The sequence below is a fragment of the Bradyrhizobium uaiense genome (assembly GCF_010811875.1).
GTDB classification, from domain to species: domain Bacteria; phylum Pseudomonadota; class Alphaproteobacteria; order Rhizobiales; family Xanthobacteraceae; genus Bradyrhizobium; species Bradyrhizobium uaiense.
Map to the genome: position 1 here is coordinate 1 of NZ_VKHP01000162.1, position 22,097 is coordinate 22,097.

Below are 22,097 nucleotides of genomic sequence, written 5' to 3' on the forward strand. Positions count from 1 at the left end.
TCAACCTCGCCATCGCGACGCCTTCGCGCGCCAGCTCATCGGCACGTTCGTTCTCGGCGTGGCCGGCATGGCCCTTGATCCAGTGCCAGCGCACCTCATGCGGCTTCAGCGCGGCGTCGAGGCGCTGCCACAGCTCGACATTCTTGACCGGCTTCTTGTCGGCGGTGCGCCAGCCGTTGCGCTTCCAGCCATGGATCCAGCCGGTGATGCCCTGGCGGACGTACTGGCTGTCGGTGGTGAGGTCGACCACGCAGGGCTTCTTCAGGGCTTCCAGCGCCGAGATCGCCGCCATCAGCTCCATGCGGTTGTTGGTGGTGTGCCCCTCGCCGCCCTTCAATTCCTTCTCGACGTCGCCGAATCTCAGGATCGCGCCCCAGCCGCCCGGTCCCGGATTTCCGGAGCAGGCACCATCGGTGAAGACGATCACATGCGGCTTGTCGCTCACGCCGCGCATCCTGCCGGCGTGATGCCGTAGTCGTTGAGGCTAGCGACATTCTGCTGGAAGCGCAGCTTGCGGACGTATTCCAGCGGATCCTTCGGCTGCACCAGCGCGCCTTCCGGCACGTTGAGGAAATCGACCAGGCGCGTCAGCAGGAAGCGCATCGACGCGCCCCGCGCGAGCAGCGGCAGCGCGGCCTCTTCCGCCGCCGACAACGGCCGCTCGCGCCCATAGGCCTTGAGCAGCGCGCGCGCCTTGGTGACGTTAAAGGAATGATCCGGCTCGAAGCACCAGGCGTTGAGGCAGATCGCGACATCATAGGCCAGGATGTCGTTGCAGGCGAACGGGAAGTCGATCAGGCCCGACAGTCTGTCGCCGAGAAAGAAGACGTTGTCGGGAAACAGGTCGGCATGGATCACGCCGACCGGCAGATCCGACGGCCACGAGGCCTCGAGATGATCGAGCTCGCGCGCGATGAAGTCGTGCAATCCGGCCTGCACGCTGTCGGCTCGCGCGGCGGCGAGAGCAAACAGCGGACGCCAGCCGGAGACCGACAGCGGGTTCTTGCGGACCAGCGGAAAGTCGGCACCCGCGAGATGCATTTTCGCCAGCGCCTCGCCGACACCCGCGCAGTGCGCCACGTTCGGCCGCCGCGGCCAGACGCCCTCGAGGAAGTTGATGATCGCCGCGGGCCGGCCGGCGAGCCGGCTGGTGACCTCGCCCTTGCGGTTCCGCGCCGGCTGCGGGCACGACACGCCGCGCTCGGCGAGATGCGCCATCAGCGACAGGAAATACGGCAGATCGTCTTCCGCCACGCGCTTTTCATAGAGCGTGAGGATGTAGGCGCCCTGGCTGGTGTGCAGCAGGAAGTTCGAATTCTCGACGCCCTCGGCGATGCCCTTGTAGGAGAGCAATTCGCCGATGTCGTAGCTTTTGAGGAATTCCGCGAGGTCTTCGGCGGCAACGTCGGTGTAGACCGCCATATGGTCTATTCCGCCGCGGCAGCGTCAGGCCGCAGCGAACGCGGAAGCGGGAAGAACTCGTTCTCTTCCGCGGCCGAGACCGTTTCCACGTGCAGTTCGTAACGCTCGGCGAAGGCGCCCATGATCTCCTCGACGATCACTTCTGGGGCAGAAGCGCCCGCCGTGATGCCGAGGCTCGTGATGCCTTCGAAGCGATCCCAGTCGATGTCGCTGGCCCGTTGGGCAAGAATCGCGATGGGGCACCCCTCGCGCTCGGCGACCTCGCGCAGGCGCTGCGAGTTCGACGAGTTCGGCGCGCCGACCACGATCAGGGCATCGACCACCGGCGCCACCTTCTTCACCGCCAGCTGGCGGTTGGTGGTGGCGTAGCAGATGTCTTCCTTGTGCGGGCCGTTGACGTTCGGGAAGCGCTGCTTGAGCAGCGCCACGATCTCCGCGGTGTCGTCGATCGACAGCGTGGTCTGGGTCACAAAGGCGAGGTTGTCGGGATCCTTCGGGACGAAGGTTTTGGCATCCTCGGCCGTCTCGATCAGGGTCACGGCGCCTTCCGGCAGCTGGCCCAGGGTGCCGACGACCTCGGGGTGATGGGAGTGCCCGATCAGGAGGATCTCGCGGCCGCGCTTGAAATGGATCGCCGCCTCGCGGTGGACCTTGGTCACCAGCGGGCAGGTCGCATCCAGCGAGAAGAAATTGCGGGATTTCGCCTCGGCGGGAACCGATTTCGGAACACCGTGGGCCGAAAACACCACCGGCGCGTTGGTATCGTCGGGGATTTCGGCCAATTCCTCGACGAAAATGGCGCCTTTGGTCTTCAGGCTGTCCACCACGTACTTGTTATGGACGATTTCGTGCCGGACATAGACCGGGGCACCATAAATGGTGAGCGCGCGTTCGACCGTGTCGATGGCGCGGACCACCCCGGCGCAAAAGCCGCGGGGGGAACAAAGCACGATTCTAAGATCGGGTTTTTTCGCTGACATCAGGCTGTCTCGGGGCAATCTCGGGACCGAATCACCCCTCGCCGGCGGGCGGGGAACGGCCAGTTAAGGTAAGGACTTGGGACTGCTTTCGGGCGCTGTCAAGGCGATTTTGCTGGCCCATTGCGCCATTCCCCCCTGAGGGCTTATATAGGCCCCATAATTCCCGTCATCGCCGATGACTACCAGCTTCGCCTCGACAGAGGTGGGCGAAGCACAAAGGAGATTTGCCATGAGCAACGCACCGCTGATGCCGAAGGCGACTGCCGTGTGGTTGGTCGATAATACCGCCCTGACCTTCGATCAGGTGGCCGATTTTACCAAAATGCACCCCCTCGAGGTCCGCGCCATCGCCGACGGCGACGCCGCCCAGGGCATCAAGGGCATGGACCCGATTTCCAACGGCCAGCTGACCCGCGAGGAGATCGAGCGCGGCGAGCGCGACCAGAACTACCGCCTCAGGCTCCAGGAGAGCAAGGTGGTGCTGCCCACCGCCGCCAAGAAGAAGGGCCCGCGCTACACCCCGGTGTCGCGCCGCCATGAGCGGCCGAGCGCGATCCTCTGGCTGGTACGCAACCATCCGGAGCTGAAGGACGCCCAGATCATGCGCCTGGTCGGCACCACCAAGACCACGATCGCGAGCGTGCGCGACCGCACCCACTGGAATGCCTCGACCCTGACCCCGATGGACCCGGTGACGCTCGGCCTGTGCTCGCAGATCGAGCTCGATTTCGAGGTACAGCGCGCCGCCAAGGAGAAGCCAACCACGACGGTCTACGGCGGCGCCACGCTGCTGCCGGCCTCCGAGACCACGCGCAAGGACGAGGACGATCAGCCGATCGAGAAGCACGACGATCTCAACGTCGATGCCGTGTTCGCCAAGCTGAAGACGATCGGCGGCAAGAAGCACGACGACGAGGAAGAGTAAGCGCGGCCTAAGCAACGCGAAGACCGGAATACAGAACGCGGCGGGACAACCCGCCGCGTTTTTGTTTGGGAGCACGGATAGTCTTGATTCCGCGGGCGGCGCGCCAGTAGCCGCTTTCGCTTACCCGAACGTGAAGCGCCGGTGGGCGAAGTCGAGCAGCGGGCGTTCGAAATATCGATAGCTCAGGGCGCACAGCCCGAACGTCAACGCGAGCGCGCCGAAGGTCAGCGAGACGCCGGCGAGGCTCGCGACCGTCCTCGGTTGATGGAGCACGGCGAACAGCAGGTACGCGATGACATGGTGGGTGAGATACGCCGCGTAGGACGTCTTGGCGAAGAAGTTCGCGACCGAGCTGCGCAGCAGCGCGAGTTTTGGCGAGCCGCGATTGTCCAGGACGACGAACAGCAGCGAGCCGAAGAAGATCTCGACCTGGGTGTGTGACAACGCCACCGACCAGCGCTTCCATCCGAACAGCCACAGCAGGGGAAGCGAAAGACTAGACCATTTCAGGATGTCTGCGACGCGTCTGGAGACCTCGGCATCCGGCTTGCGATAGAGACGCCACCAGGCGATCAGCGCCCCGATCGCCAGCGAATCGAACCTGAATTGCGGGAGCACATACCAGCCGTAAAGGTCCGGCAGCGGGCTATCGATCAGGCGCCCGATCGGGCAGATCAGGATTGGCACGAGCAGGATCGCGAATAGCCGCTCGGGCGGAATGTTCCGGACCAGCAGCGGAAACAGCAGATAGAATTGCTCTTCGATCGCGAGCGACCAGGTGACGGCCAGCCAGTAAGCGCCATCGGTCTGGGCCTTGGCCATTCCGAAATTCTGCAAGCCGAAGAGATACAGCCAGCCGGGAACGCCCCTGGTATCGAACAAGTGCGGGCTTAGCGAAAAATACCAGCCGATCAGGGCGACACCGCACATCAAATAGTAGAGCGGCCAGATGCGAAACGCACGCCTGCCGTAGAAGGCCGAGTAATATCGCTCGGCCGCGCGGTGTCGCAGCAGAATATCCGTGATGAGATAGCCGGACAGAATGAAGAAGAGATCGACGCCGAAGCGGCCGACATGCAGCAGCTTCCACGGCCAGCCTTCCGGCCCGTCCGGCGTGCCGAAATAGTGCCAGACGACGACGATCAACAGCGCGATCGCGCGCAGCCCGTCGAGCTCTCCGATCCTGTCACGTTTCAACGCGAGCTCGCCTTCAACAAGCACAGGATCAGGTCTCATCCAAAACAGGGGCTCATTTTCGTATGCGGCGAGCCGATACCTTGCAGGAATTGGGCTCGGCGGCGGTCACGCGTACCCTATCGGCCGGGCAATAACCACGGCACCTAGTGTCCCGAATCCGAAGTTCGCATCATTTGCCGCACTTTCGGAACGAACTTCGGATTCGATAAGGACACTAGCAAACTTATGATTCTAGTGTGCTTTATGAATGCGAAGCTCGTGAAAGCGGCTGCCGCGAAATCGCACGAACTTCGCATTCAGCACACTAGTGCACGTCCGGATGGTTCATCATGTATTCGCCGAGATCGCGCTGCCGCCGGTCGGAGCGGACTTCGGCATTCTGGCGCTGCACGTCGCGATCCTTGCGGCAGGCGACATATTCCGGCGAGCCGACCGCAGCCCTGGCCTGACAATACTGATTGTCATCGCCCATGCTCTCGGCGATCGGTGACCGCCCGCGTTCGAGGCAGCCGGCCAGGAGCGGCAGTGCAAGCAGCAATGCAAGGGGCGCGCGTGCGGAAATGGATCGCATCCGTGGGTCCGTATCTGGTGGCCTGTTGGAAGGCCGGGATGCCCCGGTAATCCATCAAAATCAAGGCCATTTTGCTTCCGGATGCGTTTCGCAGGTGAGCGGGCCGATTGCCGGTTCGCGCCCTGATCGATCATCTCGCCCGGGGCCACCCCTCTCCCCAACCCTCCCCCGCAAGGGGGGAGGGAGCCTGACCCGCGTGCCCACCTCACGGAGCGCAACATCAACCGCACGCCCCTCAACTCATCTTACGTGAGGGAGGCAACGGCGGAGGGGTTCCCTCCCCCCTTGCGGGGGAGGGTTAGGGAGAGGGGTAGCCGCACAGGCGGTCTATCCGGAAGCGCGCAGAGCAAACCAAAACGACGCGCTACGCTTTCCCCTTCAGCGCCTCGCCGATTTCGTCGAGCACTTTCGGGTCCTCGATCGTCGCCGGCATGGTCCAGGGCTCGCCGTCGGCGATCTTCTTGATGGTGCCGCGCAGGATCTTGCCCGAGCGGGTCTTCGGCAGCCGCGCCACCGTGATCGCGAGCTTGAATGCGGCGACCGGCCCGAGCTTCTCGCGCACCAGCGCCACGACCTCCTTCTCGACCTGATCCGGCGCCTTGGTGACGCCGGCCTTCAACACCAGGAAGCCGCAGGGCACCTCGCCCTTGATCGCATCCTTGACCCCGAGCACGGCGCATTCGGCGACGTCGGGATGCGAGGCCAGGATCTCCTCCATGCCGCCGGTGGAGAGCCGGTGGCCGGCGACATTGATGATGTCGTCGGTGCGGCCCATCACCCAGACATAGCCGTCCTCATCCTTGTAGCCGGCGTCCGAGGTCTTGTAGTAGCCGGGGAATTCCGAGAGATAGGCGTCGCGGAAGCGATCGTCCTGCTGCCACAGCGTCGGCAGGCAGGCCGGCGGCATCGGCAGCTTGATCACGATCGAGCCCATCGTGCCTGCGGGGACCGGCTTGGCCGCCTCGTCGACGATGTCGACCTGATAGCCCGGCATCGGCACCGTCGGCGAACCATGCTTGACCGGCAGCATGCCCAAGCCCACCGGATTGCCGGCGATGCACCAGCCGGTCTCGGTCTGCCACCAGTGATCGATGACCGGCACCTTGAGCTGCTGCTCGGCCCACTCCACCGTCGGCGGATCGGCGCGCTCGCCGGCGAGAAACAGGGTGCGGAAGCACGAGAGGTCGTAACTCCGGAGCAGCTTGCCTTCCGGGTCTTCCTTCTTGATGGCGCGGAACGCGGTCGGCGCGGTGAAGAATGCGACCGCCTTGTGCTCCGAGATCACGCGCCAGAACGCGCCGGCATCCGGCGTGCCGACCGGCTTGCCCTCATACATGATCGAGGTCGCGCCGTGGATCAGCGGGCCGTAGACGATGTAGGAGTGGCCGACCACCCAGCCGATGTCGGAGCCGCACCACCAGATCTCGCCGGGCTTCACGCCGTAGAGATTTTCCATCGACCATTTCAGCGCGACGAGATGGCCGCCATTGTCGCGCACCACGCCCTTCGGAATTCCGGTCGTGCCCGAGGTGTAGAGGATGTAGAGCGGATCGGTGGCGGCGACCGGCACGCAGGGCGCGGCCTTGCCGGCGTCGAGCGCGGCACGCCGCAGCGTCGCCCAGTCATGATCGCGGCCAGTGGTGAGCTCGCAACCATGCTGCGGCCGCTGCAGGATGATGCAGGTCTCGGGCTTGGTGCCGGCGAGGCGGATCGCTTCATCGAGCAGCGGCTTGTACTGCACGATGCGGCCGGGCTCGAGGCCGCAGCTCGCCGAGAAGATCAGCTTCGGCTTGGCGTCGTCGATGCGGGTCGCGAGCTCCTTGGCCGCGAAGCCGCCGAACACCACGCTGTGCACCGCGCCGATCCGCGCGCAGGCGAGCATCGCGACCACGGCTTCCGGCACCATCGGCATATAAAGGATGACGCGATCGCCCTTGGTGACGCCGTAATCCTGCATGATCGCGGCGAGCGCCTGCACTTCCTTCAGCAGCTCGGAATAGGTGAATTTGGTGATCGTGTTGCTGAGCGGGGAATCGTGGATCAGCGCGACCTGGTCGGCGCGGCCGCCGGCGACATGGCGATCGAGCGCGTTGTAGCAGGTGTTGACCACGGCGCCGGTGAACCAGCGTCCATAGGCGCCCGTCGCAGGATCGAAAATCTTCTTGGCCGGCTCGATCCAGTCGATCTCGCGCGCCGCCTCGGCCCAAAACCCCTCGGGGTCCCGAAGCGAGCGGGCATGCACCTCATGATACCGGCCCTGCTGGATGTTCATCGCGTTTCTCCCTCGCGCGGTCGCGCGTCATTTGCCGACCATTGTCACGGGAAGCGGCCGCGTTTCAAGCCGAAATGACCGCGACCTTCGGCCGGGTCGACCCATGGCGTTTTTGAGCGAAGCGGGTACCGGCTCGCGCGAAGAAAACGGGTCAAAACAAGAATCTAGAGCTTCGTTCCGATTCAATCGGAACGAAGCCCTAGTAGCCGTCGGCCCCGTTGATCCGCTGCAGCCGCTCGCGCATCGCCTTTTGCAGGTCGTAACCCGGCTTGCCGAATTCGGCATTGCGGCGAGCGATGAAGTCATCCTGCGCGTGCCGGAGCTCGCGCGCCTGGCGCGGGTCCTTTGCCTCGCGGACGGTTCGAAAGGTCGATGCGCCGATCTCGCGATCGAGATCGGCAAGCGCGGGATCGGCACAGATCGCCTTCTCCACCGGCCGGCGCGCCTTGCGGCAATCGAAGCTCGGCTTGCCGGCGACCGCCATCAAGGCGCCGATCCGCTCCAGTTCCAGCGACAGCGATTTGTAGTTGGCCTTGGCGGCGGCGTGATCGGGGTTGAGCTTGACGGCGGCGCCGAAATCCATGATCGCCTTCGGCCGGTCGCCCTTGCGGCGCCACAGCTCGCCGCGCGCATTGTGTACATCGGCAAGCGACGGATCGAGCTTGAGCACGGTGTCGTAGTCGGCGATCGCGCGGTCGATCATCTGCTTGCGGTCATACGCGCCCGCACGCACCGTCAGGGCCTTGATGCGATCCGGCCTTGCCGCCTTCTCATTGTCGATCAGCGCGCCGCAGACCTCGATGGTCTTGTCGTCGTCGGCTGCCGCCGCCGCGGCCATGCAGGGCCCTGCATCGGCCTGCACGTCCTTGCCGGGCTCGCTGCTCGCCGCACGCGCACGGCCTGATGGCAGCGCGACCGACAGGCAAACGCACAGCAATGCCGGGATCAGATTGAAGGCCGGATTGAAGGTCAGATTGGCAGAGTTGCGTCGCATTCCACTCACCGACAAGACATCCCTCACTTGCGCCTGAAGCGCCGACTCCGATTTCCGGCAGTGCGATTTGGCGCAAAACCACACGCTGGATTATACGTCAATTGCGACGATCGGCTGCACTTGGCGCCGCACTTGTAGCCGCACTTTTGGGGGTTCACCTTGCTCACATTCGAATGGATCATCGGCCTGTTGCTCGCAGCGGTGGCGCTGTCGGCGCTGGCGCGGCGGATCAAGGTGCCCTATCCGACCTTCCTTGCGCTCGGTGGCGTGCTGCTGACCCTGCTGCCGTGGGCCCCGACCTGGGCACTGGAACCGAAACTGGCGCTGGCGCTGTTCGTGGCACCCGTGCTGCTCGATGCCGCCTTCGACACCTCGCTGCGCGATCTCCGCAACAACTGGCTGCCGGTCTCGACGCTGGTGGTGGTCGCGGTCGGCGTCACAACAGTGGCAGTCGCCGTGGTCGCGCGGTGGCTGCGCCCGGACATGCCCTGGCCGGTTGCGATTGCGCTCGGTGCCATCGTGGCGCCACCGGACGCAGCCGCCGCCACCGCGATCCTGCGCCAGGTCAGCCTGCCCTACCGGATCCAGAAGATCCTCGAGGGCGAGAGCCTGCTCAACGATGCCACCTCGCTCCTGATCTATCGCGTCGCGGTCGGCCTCGTCGCCGCCGAGCACATGAAGATCCGCGAGTTCGTACCCTCCATCGCGGTCGCGCTGGTCGGCAGCCTCGCCGCCGGCTATCTGTTCGCGCGGGTCTGGATGATGATCACCCGCCGCATCACCGAGGCGCCGAGCGCGATCATCACGCAATTCGGCGGCACCTTCATGGTGTGGATCGTCGCCGAGCATCTCGGGCTGTCCGGCATCCTCACCATCATCGCCTATGCGATCACCATCGCCCGCACCGCGCCGGCCCGCACTTCGGCGCGGCTGCGTGTGTCGTCCTATGCGGTGTGGGAAACCGTCGTCTTCGTGCTCAACGTGCTGGCCTTCATGCTGATCGGCCTGCAATTGCGCCCGATCTGGTCCGAGCTCGACGCCGAGGTGCGGTGGAAATATTGCAGCTTTGCCGCCGCGATCCTCGCCGTCGTGATCCTCGCCCGCATCCTCTGGGTGATGCCTTACGGCGTCCTGTTGCGCACGCTGAAGGCGCGCGACTGGCTGCCCGCCCATGTGGTCGACGCGGTGCCGACCTTGAAGCGCGGCTTCATCGTGTCCTGGTGCGGCATGCGCGGCATCGTCACACTCGCGGCGGCGTTTGCGCTGCCTGAATGGTTTCCCTATCGCGACCTGATTCTGCTGACGGCATTCGCCGTGGTGCTCGGCTCGCTGGTGATCCAGGGCCTGACCTTGCGGCCGTTGATCCTGGCGCTGAATTTCGCCGACGACGATCCGGTCGGACGCGAGGCTGCCCATGCTCGCAGCGTGGCATTTCGCGCCGCGCTCGACGCGATCGACGCGGACCCATCGGAGGAGGCCGAGATACTCCGGCTCGAATACCGCGCCGTGCTGCTGCGCGCGGAAAATGATCCGGCTGGTGGCCTGACCTCTCGGGAGTTGCCGGCCGATCCGCTGCGCCGCCGCGCCATCGCGGCAGGACGTCAGGCGCTGCTCGGCCTGCGCCGCACCGAGACCATCGGCGACGACGCGTTCCATCTGGTCGAGGAAGAGCTCGACCGCGCCGAGCTCAGCGTCGAGGCTTAGCCTTCTCAGGCGCCCGATTTAGAGGTGATGCCACCATCGACCACGAGCTCGATGCCGGTGACATATTTCGATTCGTCCGAGGCGAGGAACAGCGCGGCGTTGGCAACGTCCCAGGCGTCGCCCATGTGCCCCATCGGCACCTGCGCGTCGCGGGCACGCCACATCGCCTCGACATCGCCCTTGGCGTAGCTCTGCGCCAGACCCGCCGAATGCGCCACCATCGGCGTCTTCATCAGCCCGGGCAGGATCGCGTTGACGCGAACATGCTTCGAAGCGAACTCGACTGCGGTCGAGCGCGTCATCTGGTTCATCGCCGCCTTGCTGGCATTGTAGCTGACATAGGAAATGCCGACATGGCGGATCGAGGCGATCGAGGAGATGTTGATGATCGAGCCGCCGCCCTGCTTGATCATGACCGGAATGACGTGCTTCATCGACAGATAGGCGCTCTTGAGATTGACCGCGAAGACGCGGTCCCACTCGGCTTCCGCAACTTCCACCACGCTGCCGACCTCGGCGATACCGACATTGTTGTCGAGCCCGTCGATGCGGCCATAGGCCTTCAGGCAGGCCGCGACCATCGCCTCGACCTCGCCGGCGCGCGAGACGTCGGCGGTGAACGCCGCCGCCTTGCCGCCCTCGCCGGTGATGATGGCGACGGTCTCTTCGGCTGCCGCGCCGTTGCGATCGACGCAGAACACGCTGGCGCCCTGGCGCGCGAAGCTGACGGCGGTCGCCTTGCCATTGCCCCAGCCCGGCCCGATCGAACCCGCCCCGACCACCATCGCAACCTTGCCCTTGAGCCGATCCATCGGTCTTTCTCCCTTGTTGTTGTCATTGGAGCCCGGATTACGCTGCGCTCCATCCTGGCTACGGATTCTTGCAAACACGCATCGTGGTGACATTAGCACCGATCGGATGTCCGAAAATCTCCGATAGCGTCTGGCAGCGTCCCGCGTGACACAGATGCCATTCGCCCGCGGCGCCGGAATTGCCGAACACCACTTCCGGCCTTGGCATGGGCGGCGGAGACCATTGAAACCAGCCATCGACGAGCCGCGCCTCCGGCGGCGGCTCCATGCCGGCGCCCGTGCCTTTGATGCGCGCCTGTTGCAACGTCAGCCCGGCCGGCGCGACCAGCCAGTCTTCCTGCCAGGCGGTCTTCTCGATCGAATGCATCCAGGCGAGCGTGAAGGCGGCAATCGACAGCGCCTTCACGACTCCGGCGGATGCGAGGCAGAGGCTCAAGCCGCCGCCACCGCATCGCGCGGGCGCCGCCGCCATTGCCAGAGCACGACGCCTGCGGCGAGCGTGAAGCCGGCCGTATCCGAGAAGCGGAAATCGCCGAGCAGGCAGAGCGCGGCGCCGAAGGCAACCACGATCTCGATGAAGGTCAGCCGCGTAAACAGGAAGCCGATCGCGACGATGCCGAACAGGGCGATCGCCACCAGCGCCTTGAAGGTCGCCAGCGCCACCGCGCCGTAGAAGCCGAGTTGGGCGACCATCGGATCGTTGGTCTGCAACATCAGCGCCGGCGAGTAGACGAAGATGAAGGGGATGACGTAGCCGGCGAGCGCGATCCGCATCGCCTCCCAGCCGATCTTGTCCGGATTCTCCTTGGCGATCGGCGCCGCCGCCAATGCCGCGAGCGCCACCGGCGGCGAGAGATCGGCCATGATGCCGTAGTAGAACGCAAACATGTGGCTTGCGATCAGCGGCACGCCGAGCTTGGCGAGCGCCGGTGCCGCGAGCGCCGCGGTGATGATGTAGGTCGGAATGGTCGGGATGCCGGTGCCGAGCAGGATCGACAGCAGCATGGTCATGATCAGCGCCAGGAACAGGCTCTTGGCGCCGAGCCCGATGATCCAGCTGCCGAAGATGGTGCCGACGCCGGTCTGCGTCATCATGCCGATGATGGTGCCGACGATGGCGCAGGCCATGCCGACGGTCAGCGCCGATTTGGCGCTGTCGGCGAGCGAGTCACGGCAAGCCCTCAGCGTGGCGCGGCCACCGCGTGTGATCGCCGCGATCACGATCAGCCCCGCGACGACGCCGGCGACCGGAACGATCTCAAGCCCGTGGCGCGAGACCGCGGCAACCACCAGCGCAAGCCCGATCCAGAAGATGGTGCGCACGATCGTGTTGGAGAAGCCGAACGTGATGCTGGCGCCGAGGATCAGCGCGACCGTCAGCGCAAGCCCCATGCTGCCGGCATAGAGCGGCGTGAAGCCCTCGAACAGCATGTAGACCAAAGCCGCGAGCGGCAACACCAGGTACCAGCGCGCCACCAGCGCCTTCCAGGCGCTCGGGATCTCCGAGCGCTTCATGCCGACGAGACCATGCTTGCCGGCTTCCAGATGCACCATCCAGAACGCCGAGGCGAAATACAGGATCGCCGGAATCACCGCGGCCTTGACGATCTCCGAATAGGGCACGCCAAGCGTCTCCGCCATGATGAAGGCGACCGCGCCCATCACCGGCGGCATGATCTGGCCGCCCATCGAGGCGGTGGCTTCGACGCCGGCGGCGAACGCGCGGCGGTAGCCGAACTTGATCATCAATGGAATCGTAAACTGGCCGACGGTGACGACGTTGGCGACGCCGGAGCCCGAGATCGTGCCCATCATGCCGGAGGCGAACACCGCGACCTTGGCCGGGCCACCGCGGGTGCGCCCGAACAGGCCGAGCGAGACATCGGTGAAGAGCTGGATCATGCCGGCGCGCTCGAGGAACGAGCCGAACAGGATGAACAGGAAGATGTAGGTCGCCGAGACGTAGATCGGCACGCCGTAGAAGCCTTCGGTGCCGAACGAGAGATGGGTGACGATCTGGTCGAAATCGTAGCCGCGATGATTGAACGGCGACGGCAGATGCTGCCCGAAGAACCAGTAGAGCAGACAGGCGCCGCACATCAGCGGCAGCGCCGCCCCCATCAGGCGCCGCGTGCCCTCGAAGATCAGGACCGCGAGCAGCGTGCCGACTGCGAGATCCGTGTTGGTCGGATCGCCGTCGCGTGCGATCAAATCGGCATAGAAGATCCACTGGTAGAGCCCGCAGAGGAAGCCGCTCGCGCCGACGATCCAGCTCACCGCGCGGCCGAAATCGGTTTTCGCGGTGAAATTGCCGATCAGGCCGAAGGTCAGGAGGATCAGGAAGCCGACATGGACGCCGCGCACCACCTGGCTTGGCAAATAGTTGAAGGCTGCGACATAGAGCTGGAACACTGCGAAGGCGAGACCGATGGCATAGGCCAGATGCCCCCAGGCGCCGGGGCCAAAACCTTCCGGAAAGCCATGCTCGAAATTGTCGAATTCAACCTTGATGGGCTGTTCGCCCGCAACCTGCTGCTGCATTGAATAAGTCCCCCGCCGTGCCCGCGGCGCTTATAGCATTTGGGCTGCCGCCAAATTCGTCATGGCCGGGCTTGTCCCGGCCATCCACGTCTTTTGAGCGACCGTTGCCGAAAAACGTGGATGCCCGGGACAAGCCCGGGCATGACGGCGAATATGTCTTTCGAGGCTCCTACTTGATCAGGCCCTTTTCCTTGTAATAGCGGATCGCGCCGGGATGCAGCGGCACCGGGCTGCCGGTCGCGGCGGCCGCGAGCTTGATCTCCTTGCCCGCGGCGTGGGCATTGGCGAGTTCCGGCAGCGATTCATAGACCAGCTTGGTCATCTGGTAGGCGAGATCGTCCGACACCGCGCTCGAGGTGACGAGGTAGTTCACGACCGCAGCGGTCGGCACGTCCTTGTCCTGGCCGGTATAGGTATTGGCCGGAATGATCACGGAGACGAAGGGCGGGCCGATCTTGTCGACGGTCTCCTTCGGCACGGCGACCACGGTGATCTCGCTCGAGGTCGAGAGGTCCTTCAGCGAGGCGACGCCGAGGCCTGCGGATTGCAGCGTGGCGCTGAGCTGGCGGTTCTTCATCAGGTCGACCGATTCGGCGAACGGCAGATACTCGACCTTGCCGAGATCCTTGTAGCTCATGCCGGCGGCCGCGAGGATCGCGCGCGAGTTGAGCTCGGTGCCGGACTTCGGCGCGCCGACCGACAGGCTCTTGCCCTTGAGATCGGCCAGCGTCTTGATGCCGCTTTCGGCTGTCGCGACGATCTGGATGTAGTTCGGATAGATCGCGCCGATGGTACGCAGCTTGTCGAGCTTGTTCTTGAAGCCGGCCTCGGCGTCGCCTTCCCAGGCGGCCTTCAGCGAATCGCCGAGCGTGAAGGCGATCTCGCCACGGCCCTGCTGCAGCAGCACCAGATTCTCGACCGAGGCCTTGGTCGCCTGAACCTGGGTCTTCACGTCAGGGATCCTGTCGCCGTAGATCTTCCCGATCGCGACGCCGAGCGGATAGTAGACGCCCGAGGTGCCGCCGGTGAGCACGTTAATGAACTGCTGGGCCTGCGCGACGGGCGCGGCCAAAACACTGGCTGCCGCGATCGCGGCAGCCATCAACCTGGAATTCATCAGCATTATTCTCCCCTAAGCCGGGCCGGAAATTGGCCGCACGCCCCCGCCGGGTCAACCCATCCAAATGACGCATGCCGGGCTGAAATCCCGAACAGCAGCATCACCTTACCAGCGCGGGAACTCTACGCATACGAGCGGGCTGAGATGCGCAATCCCGCCGCGAGGTATCACTTGCAGCCGTCCGGGACGACGACCGTTGAGCGCGCGCTTGACGCGTTGAACTTCTTCCTCGCCGACGTGCGGGACGGGCTCGGGCCCTCTCTTGCGATCTGCCTCCTGACCGAACGGAGTGGGACGAGGCCTCGATCGGCTCGGTGATGTCGATCGCAGCCGCAGCCATCGATCACCAGGTCGCGCGGCTCCTGCGCGTTGAGGCCGGAGACGCGACGCGTGGCATCGGTGACGTCACACACAACTCATCGGCATCGCAGAACCGATGATCCGCGATGCGGCCTCGACGACTCAGCGCATCGCTCGCGTGACGCGATCTGATGTCCGACAACGGTGCAATTTCGCGTCTGCATCGACACGACAACACAGTCATTAACGCCGTCTCTCGATGAAACACGCGCGCAATGTTTCTGCCGACCTCCGAAGTCGGCCGCGATCGCGCTCATGAACGTCAGATGACGCATTTGTTGCACGTGCAAAGGCGGTGAGACGCAGCGATTCCTGCATCATTTGATTCGAATTGATTCCTTTAAGGTTAGCGAGGCAATCAATGTATGAGCCCGAAATTTCCATGATTGCCGCGGGTCTTAGATGTACGAGTCAAGCCGGGGTAATTACGGATAAGGCGGGGCATGAATCACATCAGCCACATCACACAGGCACGAGCCGGATGGTTCGGACATCGCAAGCTGACCCCGCGCGCATGCATTGCGGACAGCAAAAAGCACCTTCGAACCTTCCTCGCGGAGGCGCTGGAAGACCTCGGCTTCATCACCAGTGAATGCGGCCAGGCATTGGAACTCGACACCGTGCTGGACGCGGAACGGCCCGATCTTCTGGTGCTCGGCGTGTCCGTGGACGGCATCGAAGTCAGTAAAATTCTCGAGACTTTGGTGAGAAAGGACTATGGCGGCAAGGTGCTCGTCATCGGGCAACCGGACTCGATCATCGTCAAGGCCGTGCGGCAGATCGGCGATGAATACGGCATCGCCATGCTGCCGGCCCTGTCCACGCCGTTCAGCGCCGGAACGCTGCGTGACAGTCTTGCGTCATTGCTTCCGCTCGAACCCGCGCCGAGTCCGGCGGTGGACGTGCCCGAAGCGCTGAAGGCGGGCTGGCTCGAGCTATGGTATCAGCAGAAAATTCATCTCCGGACGCTGGTTCCGAGCGGCGCCGAGGCGCTGATCCGGATGCGCCATCCGGCATGGGGCGTGGTGCCGCCGGCCTACTTCATCCCCGATGAAGGCGATCCGCATTTTCATGCGCTGTCGGAGTTCGTGATCGAGCGCGCGATCGAGGATTGGCGCTATCTCCTCGAGCAGATCGGACCGGTCAATCTCTCGATCAACCTGCCGATCTCGTTTCTTGCCGATGATGATGCGGTGCGCGAGCTCTGTTACCGGATTCCGGATCATGCAGCCTTTGCCGGCCTGCTGATCGAGATCGACAGCACCGAGGTGATCGACAATCTGGACCTGGCGATCGATGTCGCGAGACGGGTTCGCCTGCACAATATCGGCATCTCGATCGACAATGTCGGCGCGAACTGGCCGTCCTTGCTGGGGCTGCCGAACTTTCCGTTCGTCCAGCTCAAGGTCGATCATCAATACGTCACCGGCTGCGCGGATCAGCGCCTGAAGCAGACGGTGTGCCGGCGTATCGTGGAACTCGCACACGATGCCGGCGCGCAGGTCGTTGCCCAGGGGGTCGAGACGCGCGCGGACTTTCTCGCTGCGCATGAGATGGATTTCGATCAGGTCCAGGGCTACCTGTTCGGCAAGCCGATGGGCGTCAAGAAGTTCGCCCGCTCGCGCATGCACTTCTCCGAGAAGGAGCCGGCCTCCTGAGGCATGGCCTCGCGTCAGGCCTAGGCTTCGCGATCGATCGCGCGCAGCGCCTCGCCGCGCGCGATCAGGCGCTTTGCGTTGGAGTAGGTCGGGACTTCGAGCAGCGAGCCGTCGAGTTCGACGCGGCCGAAGCCCTGCGTCCGCGCCGCCTCGAAGGCAGCTACGATCCTGCCCGCCTGGTGCAACTCATCCTCGCTGGGCGTGAGGACGCGGTTGACGATGGCGGCATGCGCGGGATCGGCCAGGCTCTTTGCGGTGTAACCCAGCCGTCGCGCCCAGATCGTGTCGCGTTCGACGCCCGCGGCGTCACTCCAGGTGTAGGGACAGTCGACCGCGACGACACTGGCGGCGCGGCATTCGACGATGAAGCGTTGCCGCGCATAGGCCAGCTCGAGGCCATCGCTGCCGCGCTCGGCGCCAAGATCAGCGGCGAGATCTTCGGAGGCCATCAGGCAGCCGATGGTACGTCGGCTCACGACTGCGATCGCGCCGGTCTGCACCAGGCCGCGCGCGAACTCGATATTCGGCAGCAGCGCCGTCGATCCCTCGGCGATGCCATAGTCGCGCTCGAACCGCGTCACCGCCTCGTCCAGCCTGACGACATGGTGCGGCTCGGCGACCTTGGGCAGCGCGACGATGTCAGGACGTCCCCGCATCACGGCGGCGAGATCGTCCATGCCGTCCTGATCCAGCGGATTGACGCGCACCGCGACCACCACGCCCTGGTCGCGCCAGGCCGCGTAGAGATCGGCGGCAAGTCGCCGCGCCTTCGGGCGCAGCGCCGGCGGGGTGAAGTCCTCGAGCTCGTGGATCAGCAAGTCGGCGCCGCTGGCGGCCGCATGCTGCAGGACCGCCTCGTTGGCGCCTTCGAGAAACAACCAGGAACGGCACAGCGGAGCCGGGCGAAGCTTGCGCATCACGCGGCCCGCGCGGCGGTCACTGAAACTTCATGTCGAGGCATTTCGAGATGTCGGAGCCGAGCCCGGACGAGATGGTGATGCAGCCGCGGATCTTCTGGGTGTTGGCGTCGCTGGCCCAGATCGCATAGCCGCCCGGACCGAAGAACGAATTGGTGTTCGGCGGCTCGGTCTCGGTGGCGTCGAACGTATAATTGCCGTCGGTCTCGAAGATGCGCGGCTTCTTGGTGCAGCCGCCGTCGGCCTGGACGTTGATGACCTCCTTGTTGTCCCGCGTCAGCGCCAACGAAACCTGGCAGCGGAAGTATTCCGAGGTCTTGGCGTTGAACAGATAGGCGTAGGACTTGCACGTCGACGTATTGAGCTTGCCGGCCGAGAGGCCGCGGCTGCAGGAGATCCGCTGGTTGTTGGAGAGCTTGAACTCGTCCGCCTGCGCGACTGACGCCAGCGCCATGAACGACAGAGCGACACCGATACCGATCTTCATGACGTGCTTCATCGCGATCATCCCCAGGTAGTGTTTCCGCCGATCAAAGCGTTTGTAAACGGTAACGCGAAGATAGTCGCCAAGCTTGATACGGGAAATCACAAAGTCGCTGATCTGCACGAGCGGTCTCGCCGATTGTCGTATTGACGCGCGAATGGCGTTCGTGATTTGTTCAGAAGCGTGGGGACGATGCCGTTTTTTTTCGGCCGGAGGTGGATCATGACGCATTTTTTGACCAAGACCTTTATTGCGACCGCGACCCTTGCTGCGATGACGACATACTCATTCGCGCAGGAGGCTGCGCCATGGGAGCTGAAGTCCGACATGGGCTACGCCTATGACAAGGACGGCAAGACCTGGGCCTACAAGATGGGTACCAACAATGCCGGCACGCTGCTGAAGGGTGCCAAGAAGGTGCCGAGGGGGACACTGTTCTTCATCGGCCAGAACGGCCAGCTCTACATGCGCTCCGGGCCCTATCTCGAGGGCGACGGCAAATTCATGTTCGGCTCGAAATGACGTGTCCGGCAGGCGTCAGAACGCCGCGGCCAATTCCCGGGCGCCGGGCTTGTTGCTGTTGAAGTCCATCCGCTCGTTGGTGACGGCAAGCAGCTTGGCCACGGTGTTGTGGCGGATCGCGACCGGGTTGCGCTCGTAGCCCGAGCGCTGGAAGAAGTTCGAGGTCGGCACCTGCTCACGCATCGCCTGCGGCATGGTCACCATGTCGAGCCCGGTGCCGTCGCCGGTCAGGTTCATCATCTCGAGCTCGGCCGCTGTCAGCGGCCGTGAATAGCCCTTGTTGCGCGCGAAGATCACCGAGGTCAGCAGCTTGTGGGTCTGCAGCATCGGGCCGACATCGATGTCGAGCACCATGGCATGACACGCCCAGCCCTGCGGGGTGTCGGCGAGCCGTTGATGGGCCGACCAGTCGTCAGGCACGGTGAGCGTGAAGGCGACCATCCTCTTCAGCACCGCGAGCTTGTGCTCCATCGCCTTGCGCGCCGGCCCCTGCGTCCGCGCCACCCGCTCGGTCAGGTCCCGCACGAATTCATGGCCCTGCTCGGCCAATAGCTCGACGGTGTTGGTGGTGAGTAGCTGGTTGTAGCCCATTGCGGTGGAGATGGCGCGCTTGCCGCCATGCTCGATTCCCGCCTGCACGTCGTAATTGCCGGTGCCGCCGGTCTCGAATGAATAGACCCGCACCGCCTGCTCCGGCGTCAGCCCCGCCGCGCGTGCGTAGCGGGCATAGGCGCGCTTGAACTCGACCTCGCTCGTCGGCCGCTGCGGCGTGAACTGGAATTGCTCGGCCGCCGCCCTGATCAGATCCGAGACCACCGGTATCGTCTTGGGCGGACGCGGCGGCTTGCCGCCCTCCTCTTCGGGAGCCGGATTGACCGGCCGCTTCGGGCCCTCGTAGACCGGCGGCTGCTGCAGCACGTAGTCGTCCAGCCCGATCTGCACGCGGTCGCGGCGCTTGGCGTTGCGGCTGCGGCGCTTGTCGGCGATCGCGGTCCAATAGGCGCTGGCATCCTGCTCGAAGGCGTCGCGCGCCTCCTGGTATTCCTGCAGCTTGCGGCGATAGTCCATGATCGCCTGCGGCGATGCCTGTGCCATCGCATTGGCGACGGACGGCGGCAACGAATCGGACTCGCCGGCCAGGACTGCCGGCGCGCCGGCGACGAGCGCGAGCGCGACAAATCCAGGACACAGGCGAATCAATTGCGGGCGCATGACCTCGTTGTAGCAAGCGCCGCCGCGAAGTCAGCCCGGAATTGTCCGGATTGAAGGCGGCCGGATGCCGCGATCAGCTCCAGAATTTTCGCCACAATGCAGTGTTCTCCGAGGAAAGCCGTGGAGGCGACGGGTTGATGACGGTCACTTCCACGCGAACACCGGCTGCTCCAGGTCGGCGACGCGGGTGCTGCGGCCGGCGAGCACCTCACGGAACTGATAGATCAGCGCGGCGGTCGGCGCATGAATCTGCTGGCCGCCGAGGCGGAAGCGGATCACGCGCCGCGAGCTCTCGGGGATCGTGACGAAGGTGAACGCGTCCTCCAGTTCGATCGCATCGAGGCCGATGCGGTGGACGGAAGCGACCTCGTCCGGGTTCGGCGCGAGCGCCGCATGCGCGCCCGCCCAGACCACGACCGGAGTGATCAGATAACCGGACCGCGTCGGATAATCGTCGAGCATGCCGATCACATCGCGCTCGGACAGCTTTAGCCCAAGCTCCTCGTGCAATTCGCGCAGCGCGGCTTGAGGCTGCGTCTCGCCGCCGTCGCAGCGTCCGCCCGGCAGCGCCCATTGCGCGCTGTGGGAACGCAGGTTGGCGCTGCGCCGGGTCAACAGGAAGGCCGTGCCGTTTCCGTCTTCGCCTTCGGTCAGCGCGATCGCGACCGCGGCGCGCTTCAGCGCCGGTGCAGTGTCGGCCGCGGCCTGACGCGCGAACGCGGCGCAGAGCTCTGCGATATTCCGCCGGGTGGCATCGTCAAATGTGCGGGCCATCGAGCTTGACTACAACACAACAGCGTTTGATGAAATGCAGGGAATGACATGCCTCCTGCGATCAATCATTTGCAAGCAACGGATCCTCACCTCATGACGGCCAAGGCCGCGGACAAACTCAAATCCGACGGCTGGAAGGTCGCCGAAACCACGGGCTTCCTGACGTTGATCGGCCCGCTGTGGGAACGGTTGAAGGACGGCGCGCTCGAGCTCGCACTGATCACCGAGGACAAGCACCACAATCGCCGCGGCCTCGTGCAGGGCGGCGTGATCATGACCTTCGCCGACCGCGCTTGCGGCATGGCCGCGCGCTTCGTCTCGGGCAAGCCGACGCTTGCGACGGTGCAGTTCGACACCCATTTCGTCGAGGCCGGCAAGATCGGCGAGATCCTGACGACGCGGCCGCGCGTGGTGCGCTCGACCCGCAGCCTGATCTTCATCACGGCCGAGGTGACCGTCGACAAGCGCTGCATCGCGATGGCCAATGGCGTGTTCAAGATTCTGAAGAACGAGAGTTGATCCTGTCATTCCGGGGAGTGCCCGATGCAATATCGCCAGCTCGGCCGCAGCGGCCTGAAGGTTTCGCCGATCTGCCTCGGCACCATGATGTTCGGCGGACCGACCGATGAGGCGACCTCGTCTCGGATCGTGGCGAAGGCGCGCGAGGCCGGGATCAACTTCATCGACTGTGCCGATGCTTACAACGGCGGCAAGTCCGAGGAGGTCGTCGGACGCGCGATCTCGAACAGAAGGTCGAACTGGGTCCTCGCCACCAAGCTCGCCAACCCGATTGGCGACGATCCCAACCATGGCGGGCTGTCGCGGCGCTGGGTGTTGCAGGCCGCCGACGAGAGCCTGAAGCGGCTCGGCACCGACTACATCGACGTCTATTATCTGCACAAGGAAGATCACACGACGCCGCTCGACGAGACCATGCGCGCGATGGGCGACCTGATCCGCTCCGGCAAGGTGCGCTATTTCGGCGTCTCCAACTATCGCGCCTGGCGCGTCGCCGAGATCTGCAACATCTGCGACCGGCTCGGCATCGACCGCCCGATTGCCAGCCAGCCCTATTACAATGCGATGAACCGGATGCCGGAGGTCGAGCATTTTCCGGCCTGCGCCTATTACCGCCTCGGCATCGTGCCCTACAGCCCGCTGGCGCGCGGCGTCCTGACGGGCAAATACGCCCCCGATGCGGCGGCGCCCGCCGACACGCGTGCGGGGCGCAACGACAAGCGCATGATGCAGACCGAGTGGCGGCCGGAATCGCTGCAGCTCGCACAGGAGATCAAGCGCCACGCCGAAAGCCGCGGCATCACCGCCGGGCAGTTCGCGGTCGCCTGGGTGCTGAACTCGTCGTTCGTCAGCGCCGTCATTGCCGGCCCACGCACCGAAGCACAATGGGACGACTACATCCGGGCACTCGACTATCGCTTCACCGCCGAGGATGAAGCGCTGATCGACCGCCTCGTCGTCACCGGTCATCCCTCGACGCCGGGCTTCAACGATCCGGCCTACCCGATCGAAGGACGGCGGGCGCGCACCGGATAGCCGCTGTAACGGCGACGGCGAAGTCAACGCATCGCTTCGGCCGCAGACTGGGTCCACCTCTCCCGCTTGCGGGGGAGG

The 22,097-nt window shown here is 64.6% G+C and carries 21 protein-coding genes and 1 pseudogene; 7 read left to right on the forward strand and 15 right to left on the reverse strand.

Annotation, left to right across the window (positions count from 1 at the left end; all coding sequences use genetic code 11):
• From rnhA to ispH, 3 genes are all read right to left on the reverse strand, one after another.
• A partial coding sequence (gene rnhA / locus FNJ47_RS30735) for a ribonuclease HI (protein ID WP_165445948.1) occupies positions 1-454 on the reverse strand: 454 nt, incomplete at its 3' end.
• Positions 442-1,422: a homoserine kinase gene (locus FNJ47_RS30740; RefSeq protein ID WP_163159703.1), complete on the reverse strand. Its 981-nt coding sequence runs from the start codon at positions 1,420-1,422 to the stop codon at positions 442-444. The genes FNJ47_RS30740 and rnhA, both read right to left, overlap by 13 nt.
• A gap of 5 nt (positions 1,423-1,427) precedes the next feature.
• Positions 1,428-2,402: a 4-hydroxy-3-methylbut-2-enyl diphosphate reductase gene (gene ispH, locus FNJ47_RS30745; protein ID WP_163159704.1), complete on the reverse strand. Its 975-nt coding sequence runs from the start codon at positions 2,400-2,402 to the stop codon at positions 1,428-1,430.
• 229 nt (positions 2,403-2,631) lie between these two features.
• On the opposite strand from ispH, the gene FNJ47_RS30750 reads away from it, so the two are divergent.
• Positions 2,632-3,327 carry a DUF1013 domain-containing protein gene (locus FNJ47_RS30750; RefSeq protein WP_163159705.1) on the forward strand — a complete coding sequence of 232 codons (696 nt, stop codon included), beginning with the start codon at positions 2,632-2,634 and terminating at the stop codon, positions 3,325-3,327.
• Positions 3,328-3,447: 120 nt separating this feature from the next.
• Here FNJ47_RS30750 and FNJ47_RS30755 read toward each other — a convergent pair whose 3' ends face one another.
• The 4 genes from FNJ47_RS30755 to FNJ47_RS30770 all read right to left on the reverse strand — a co-directional run bounded on the left by FNJ47_RS30755 (position 3,448) and on the right by FNJ47_RS30770 (position 8,361).
• Entirely contained in the window at positions 3,448-4,524 is a 1,077-nt protein-coding gene (locus tag FNJ47_RS30755; RefSeq protein ID WP_163159706.1) for an acyltransferase family protein, read from the reverse strand.
• A 304-nt stretch (positions 4,525-4,828) separates the two neighbouring features.
• Positions 4,829-5,095 carry a hypothetical protein gene (locus FNJ47_RS30760; protein WP_163159707.1) on the reverse strand — a complete coding sequence of 89 codons (267 nt, stop codon included), beginning with the start codon at positions 5,093-5,095 and terminating at the stop codon, positions 4,829-4,831.
• Between the two features lie 364 nt (positions 5,096-5,459).
• Positions 5,460-7,367 carry a propionyl-CoA synthetase gene (locus FNJ47_RS30765; RefSeq protein ID WP_163159708.1) on the reverse strand — a complete coding sequence of 636 codons (1,908 nt, stop codon included), beginning with the start codon at positions 7,365-7,367 and terminating at the stop codon, positions 5,460-5,462.
• 199 nt (positions 7,368-7,566) lie between these two features.
• Positions 7,567-8,361 (reverse strand): lysozyme inhibitor LprI family protein, encoded by a 795-nt coding sequence (locus FNJ47_RS30770; protein ID WP_163159709.1) that lies wholly within the window; start codon positions 8,359-8,361, stop codon positions 7,567-7,569.
• Positions 8,362-8,520: 159 nt separating this feature from the next.
• On the opposite strand from FNJ47_RS30770, the gene FNJ47_RS30775 reads away from it, so the two are divergent.
• Positions 8,521-10,065, forward strand: a complete 1,545-nt coding sequence (locus FNJ47_RS30775) for a cation:proton antiporter (RefSeq protein WP_163159710.1) — start codon at positions 8,521-8,523, stop codon at positions 10,063-10,065.
• A gap of 5 nt (positions 10,066-10,070) precedes the next feature.
• Here FNJ47_RS30775 and FNJ47_RS30780 read toward each other — a convergent pair whose 3' ends face one another.
• The 4 genes from FNJ47_RS30780 to FNJ47_RS30795 all read right to left on the reverse strand — a co-directional run bounded on the left by FNJ47_RS30780 (position 10,071) and on the right by FNJ47_RS30795 (position 14,535).
• Complete coding sequence (locus FNJ47_RS30780) at positions 10,071-10,877, reverse strand: SDR family NAD(P)-dependent oxidoreductase (RefSeq protein WP_163159711.1); 807 nt, start codon at positions 10,875-10,877, stop codon at positions 10,071-10,073.
• 58 nt (positions 10,878-10,935) lie between these two features.
• The gene (locus tag FNJ47_RS30785) at positions 10,936-11,349 is read right to left on the reverse strand and encodes a DUF1850 domain-containing protein (RefSeq protein WP_163159712.1); all 414 of its coding nucleotides are present in this window, start codon (positions 11,347-11,349) and stop codon (positions 10,936-10,938) included.
• Positions 11,310-13,418: a TRAP transporter permease gene (locus FNJ47_RS30790; protein WP_163159713.1), complete on the reverse strand. Its 2,109-nt coding sequence runs from the start codon at positions 13,416-13,418 to the stop codon at positions 11,310-11,312. The genes FNJ47_RS30785 and FNJ47_RS30790 overlap by 40 nt, the downstream gene beginning before the upstream one ends.
• A 169-nt stretch (positions 13,419-13,587) precedes the next feature.
• Positions 13,588-14,535: a TAXI family TRAP transporter solute-binding subunit gene (locus FNJ47_RS30795; protein ID WP_163159714.1), complete on the reverse strand. Its 948-nt coding sequence runs from the start codon at positions 14,533-14,535 to the stop codon at positions 13,588-13,590.
• A gap of 147 nt (positions 14,536-14,682) precedes the next feature.
• Here FNJ47_RS30795 and FNJ47_RS51635 point away from each other — a divergent pair.
• Together FNJ47_RS51635 and FNJ47_RS30805 are read left to right on the forward strand one after the other, a co-directional pair.
• Positions 14,683-14,876, forward strand: a pseudogene (locus FNJ47_RS51635) (hypothetical protein); the annotation flags it as partial.
• 465 nt (positions 14,877-15,341) lie between these two features.
• The gene (locus FNJ47_RS30805) at positions 15,342-16,556 is read left to right on the forward strand and encodes an EAL domain-containing response regulator (RefSeq protein WP_163159715.1); all 1,215 of its coding nucleotides are present in this window, start codon (positions 15,342-15,344) and stop codon (positions 16,554-16,556) included.
• A gap of 20 nt (positions 16,557-16,576) precedes the next feature.
• Here the strand turns inward: FNJ47_RS30805 and FNJ47_RS30810 are convergent, their stop codons facing one another.
• Together FNJ47_RS30810 and FNJ47_RS30815 are read right to left on the reverse strand one after the other, a co-directional pair.
• Positions 16,577-17,473 (reverse strand): HpcH/HpaI aldolase/citrate lyase family protein, encoded by an 897-nt coding sequence (locus tag FNJ47_RS30810; protein ID WP_165445949.1) that lies wholly within the window; start codon positions 17,471-17,473, stop codon positions 16,577-16,579.
• 19 nt (positions 17,474-17,492) lie between these two features.
• A complete protein-coding gene (locus FNJ47_RS30815; protein WP_430649426.1) occupies positions 17,493-17,972 on the reverse strand; it encodes a hypothetical protein in 480 nt (159 codons plus the stop codon).
• Between the two features lie 207 nt (positions 17,973-18,179).
• Here FNJ47_RS30815 and FNJ47_RS30820 point away from each other — a divergent pair, with 207 nt between their 5' ends.
• A complete protein-coding gene (locus FNJ47_RS30820) occupies positions 18,180-18,479 on the forward strand; it encodes a hypothetical protein (protein ID WP_163159717.1) in 300 nt (99 codons plus the stop codon).
• Positions 18,480-18,494: 15 nt separating this feature from the next.
• On the opposite strand, the gene FNJ47_RS30825 is transcribed toward FNJ47_RS30820, so the two are convergent.
• Both FNJ47_RS30825 and FNJ47_RS30830 read right to left on the reverse strand, forming a co-directional pair.
• Positions 18,495-19,691 (reverse strand): hypothetical protein, encoded by a 1,197-nt coding sequence (locus FNJ47_RS30825; protein ID WP_163159718.1) that lies wholly within the window; start codon positions 19,689-19,691, stop codon positions 18,495-18,497.
• Positions 19,692-19,835: 144 nt separating this feature from the next.
• Positions 19,836-20,465, reverse strand: a complete 630-nt coding sequence (locus tag FNJ47_RS30830) for an NUDIX hydrolase (protein WP_163159719.1) — start codon at positions 20,463-20,465, stop codon at positions 19,836-19,838.
• Between the two features lie 93 nt (positions 20,466-20,558).
• On the opposite strand from FNJ47_RS30830, the gene FNJ47_RS30835 reads away from it, so the two are divergent.
• Together FNJ47_RS30835 and FNJ47_RS30840 are read left to right on the forward strand one after the other, a co-directional pair.
• Positions 20,559-20,984, forward strand: coding sequence for a PaaI family thioesterase (locus tag FNJ47_RS30835; RefSeq protein WP_163159720.1), 426 nt, complete (start codon positions 20,559-20,561; stop codon positions 20,982-20,984).
• 24 nt (positions 20,985-21,008) lie between these two features.
• Positions 21,009-22,019: an aldo/keto reductase gene (locus FNJ47_RS30840; RefSeq protein WP_163159721.1), complete on the forward strand. Its 1,011-nt coding sequence runs from the start codon at positions 21,009-21,011 to the stop codon at positions 22,017-22,019.
• Positions 22,020-22,097 lie beyond the last annotated feature (78 nt).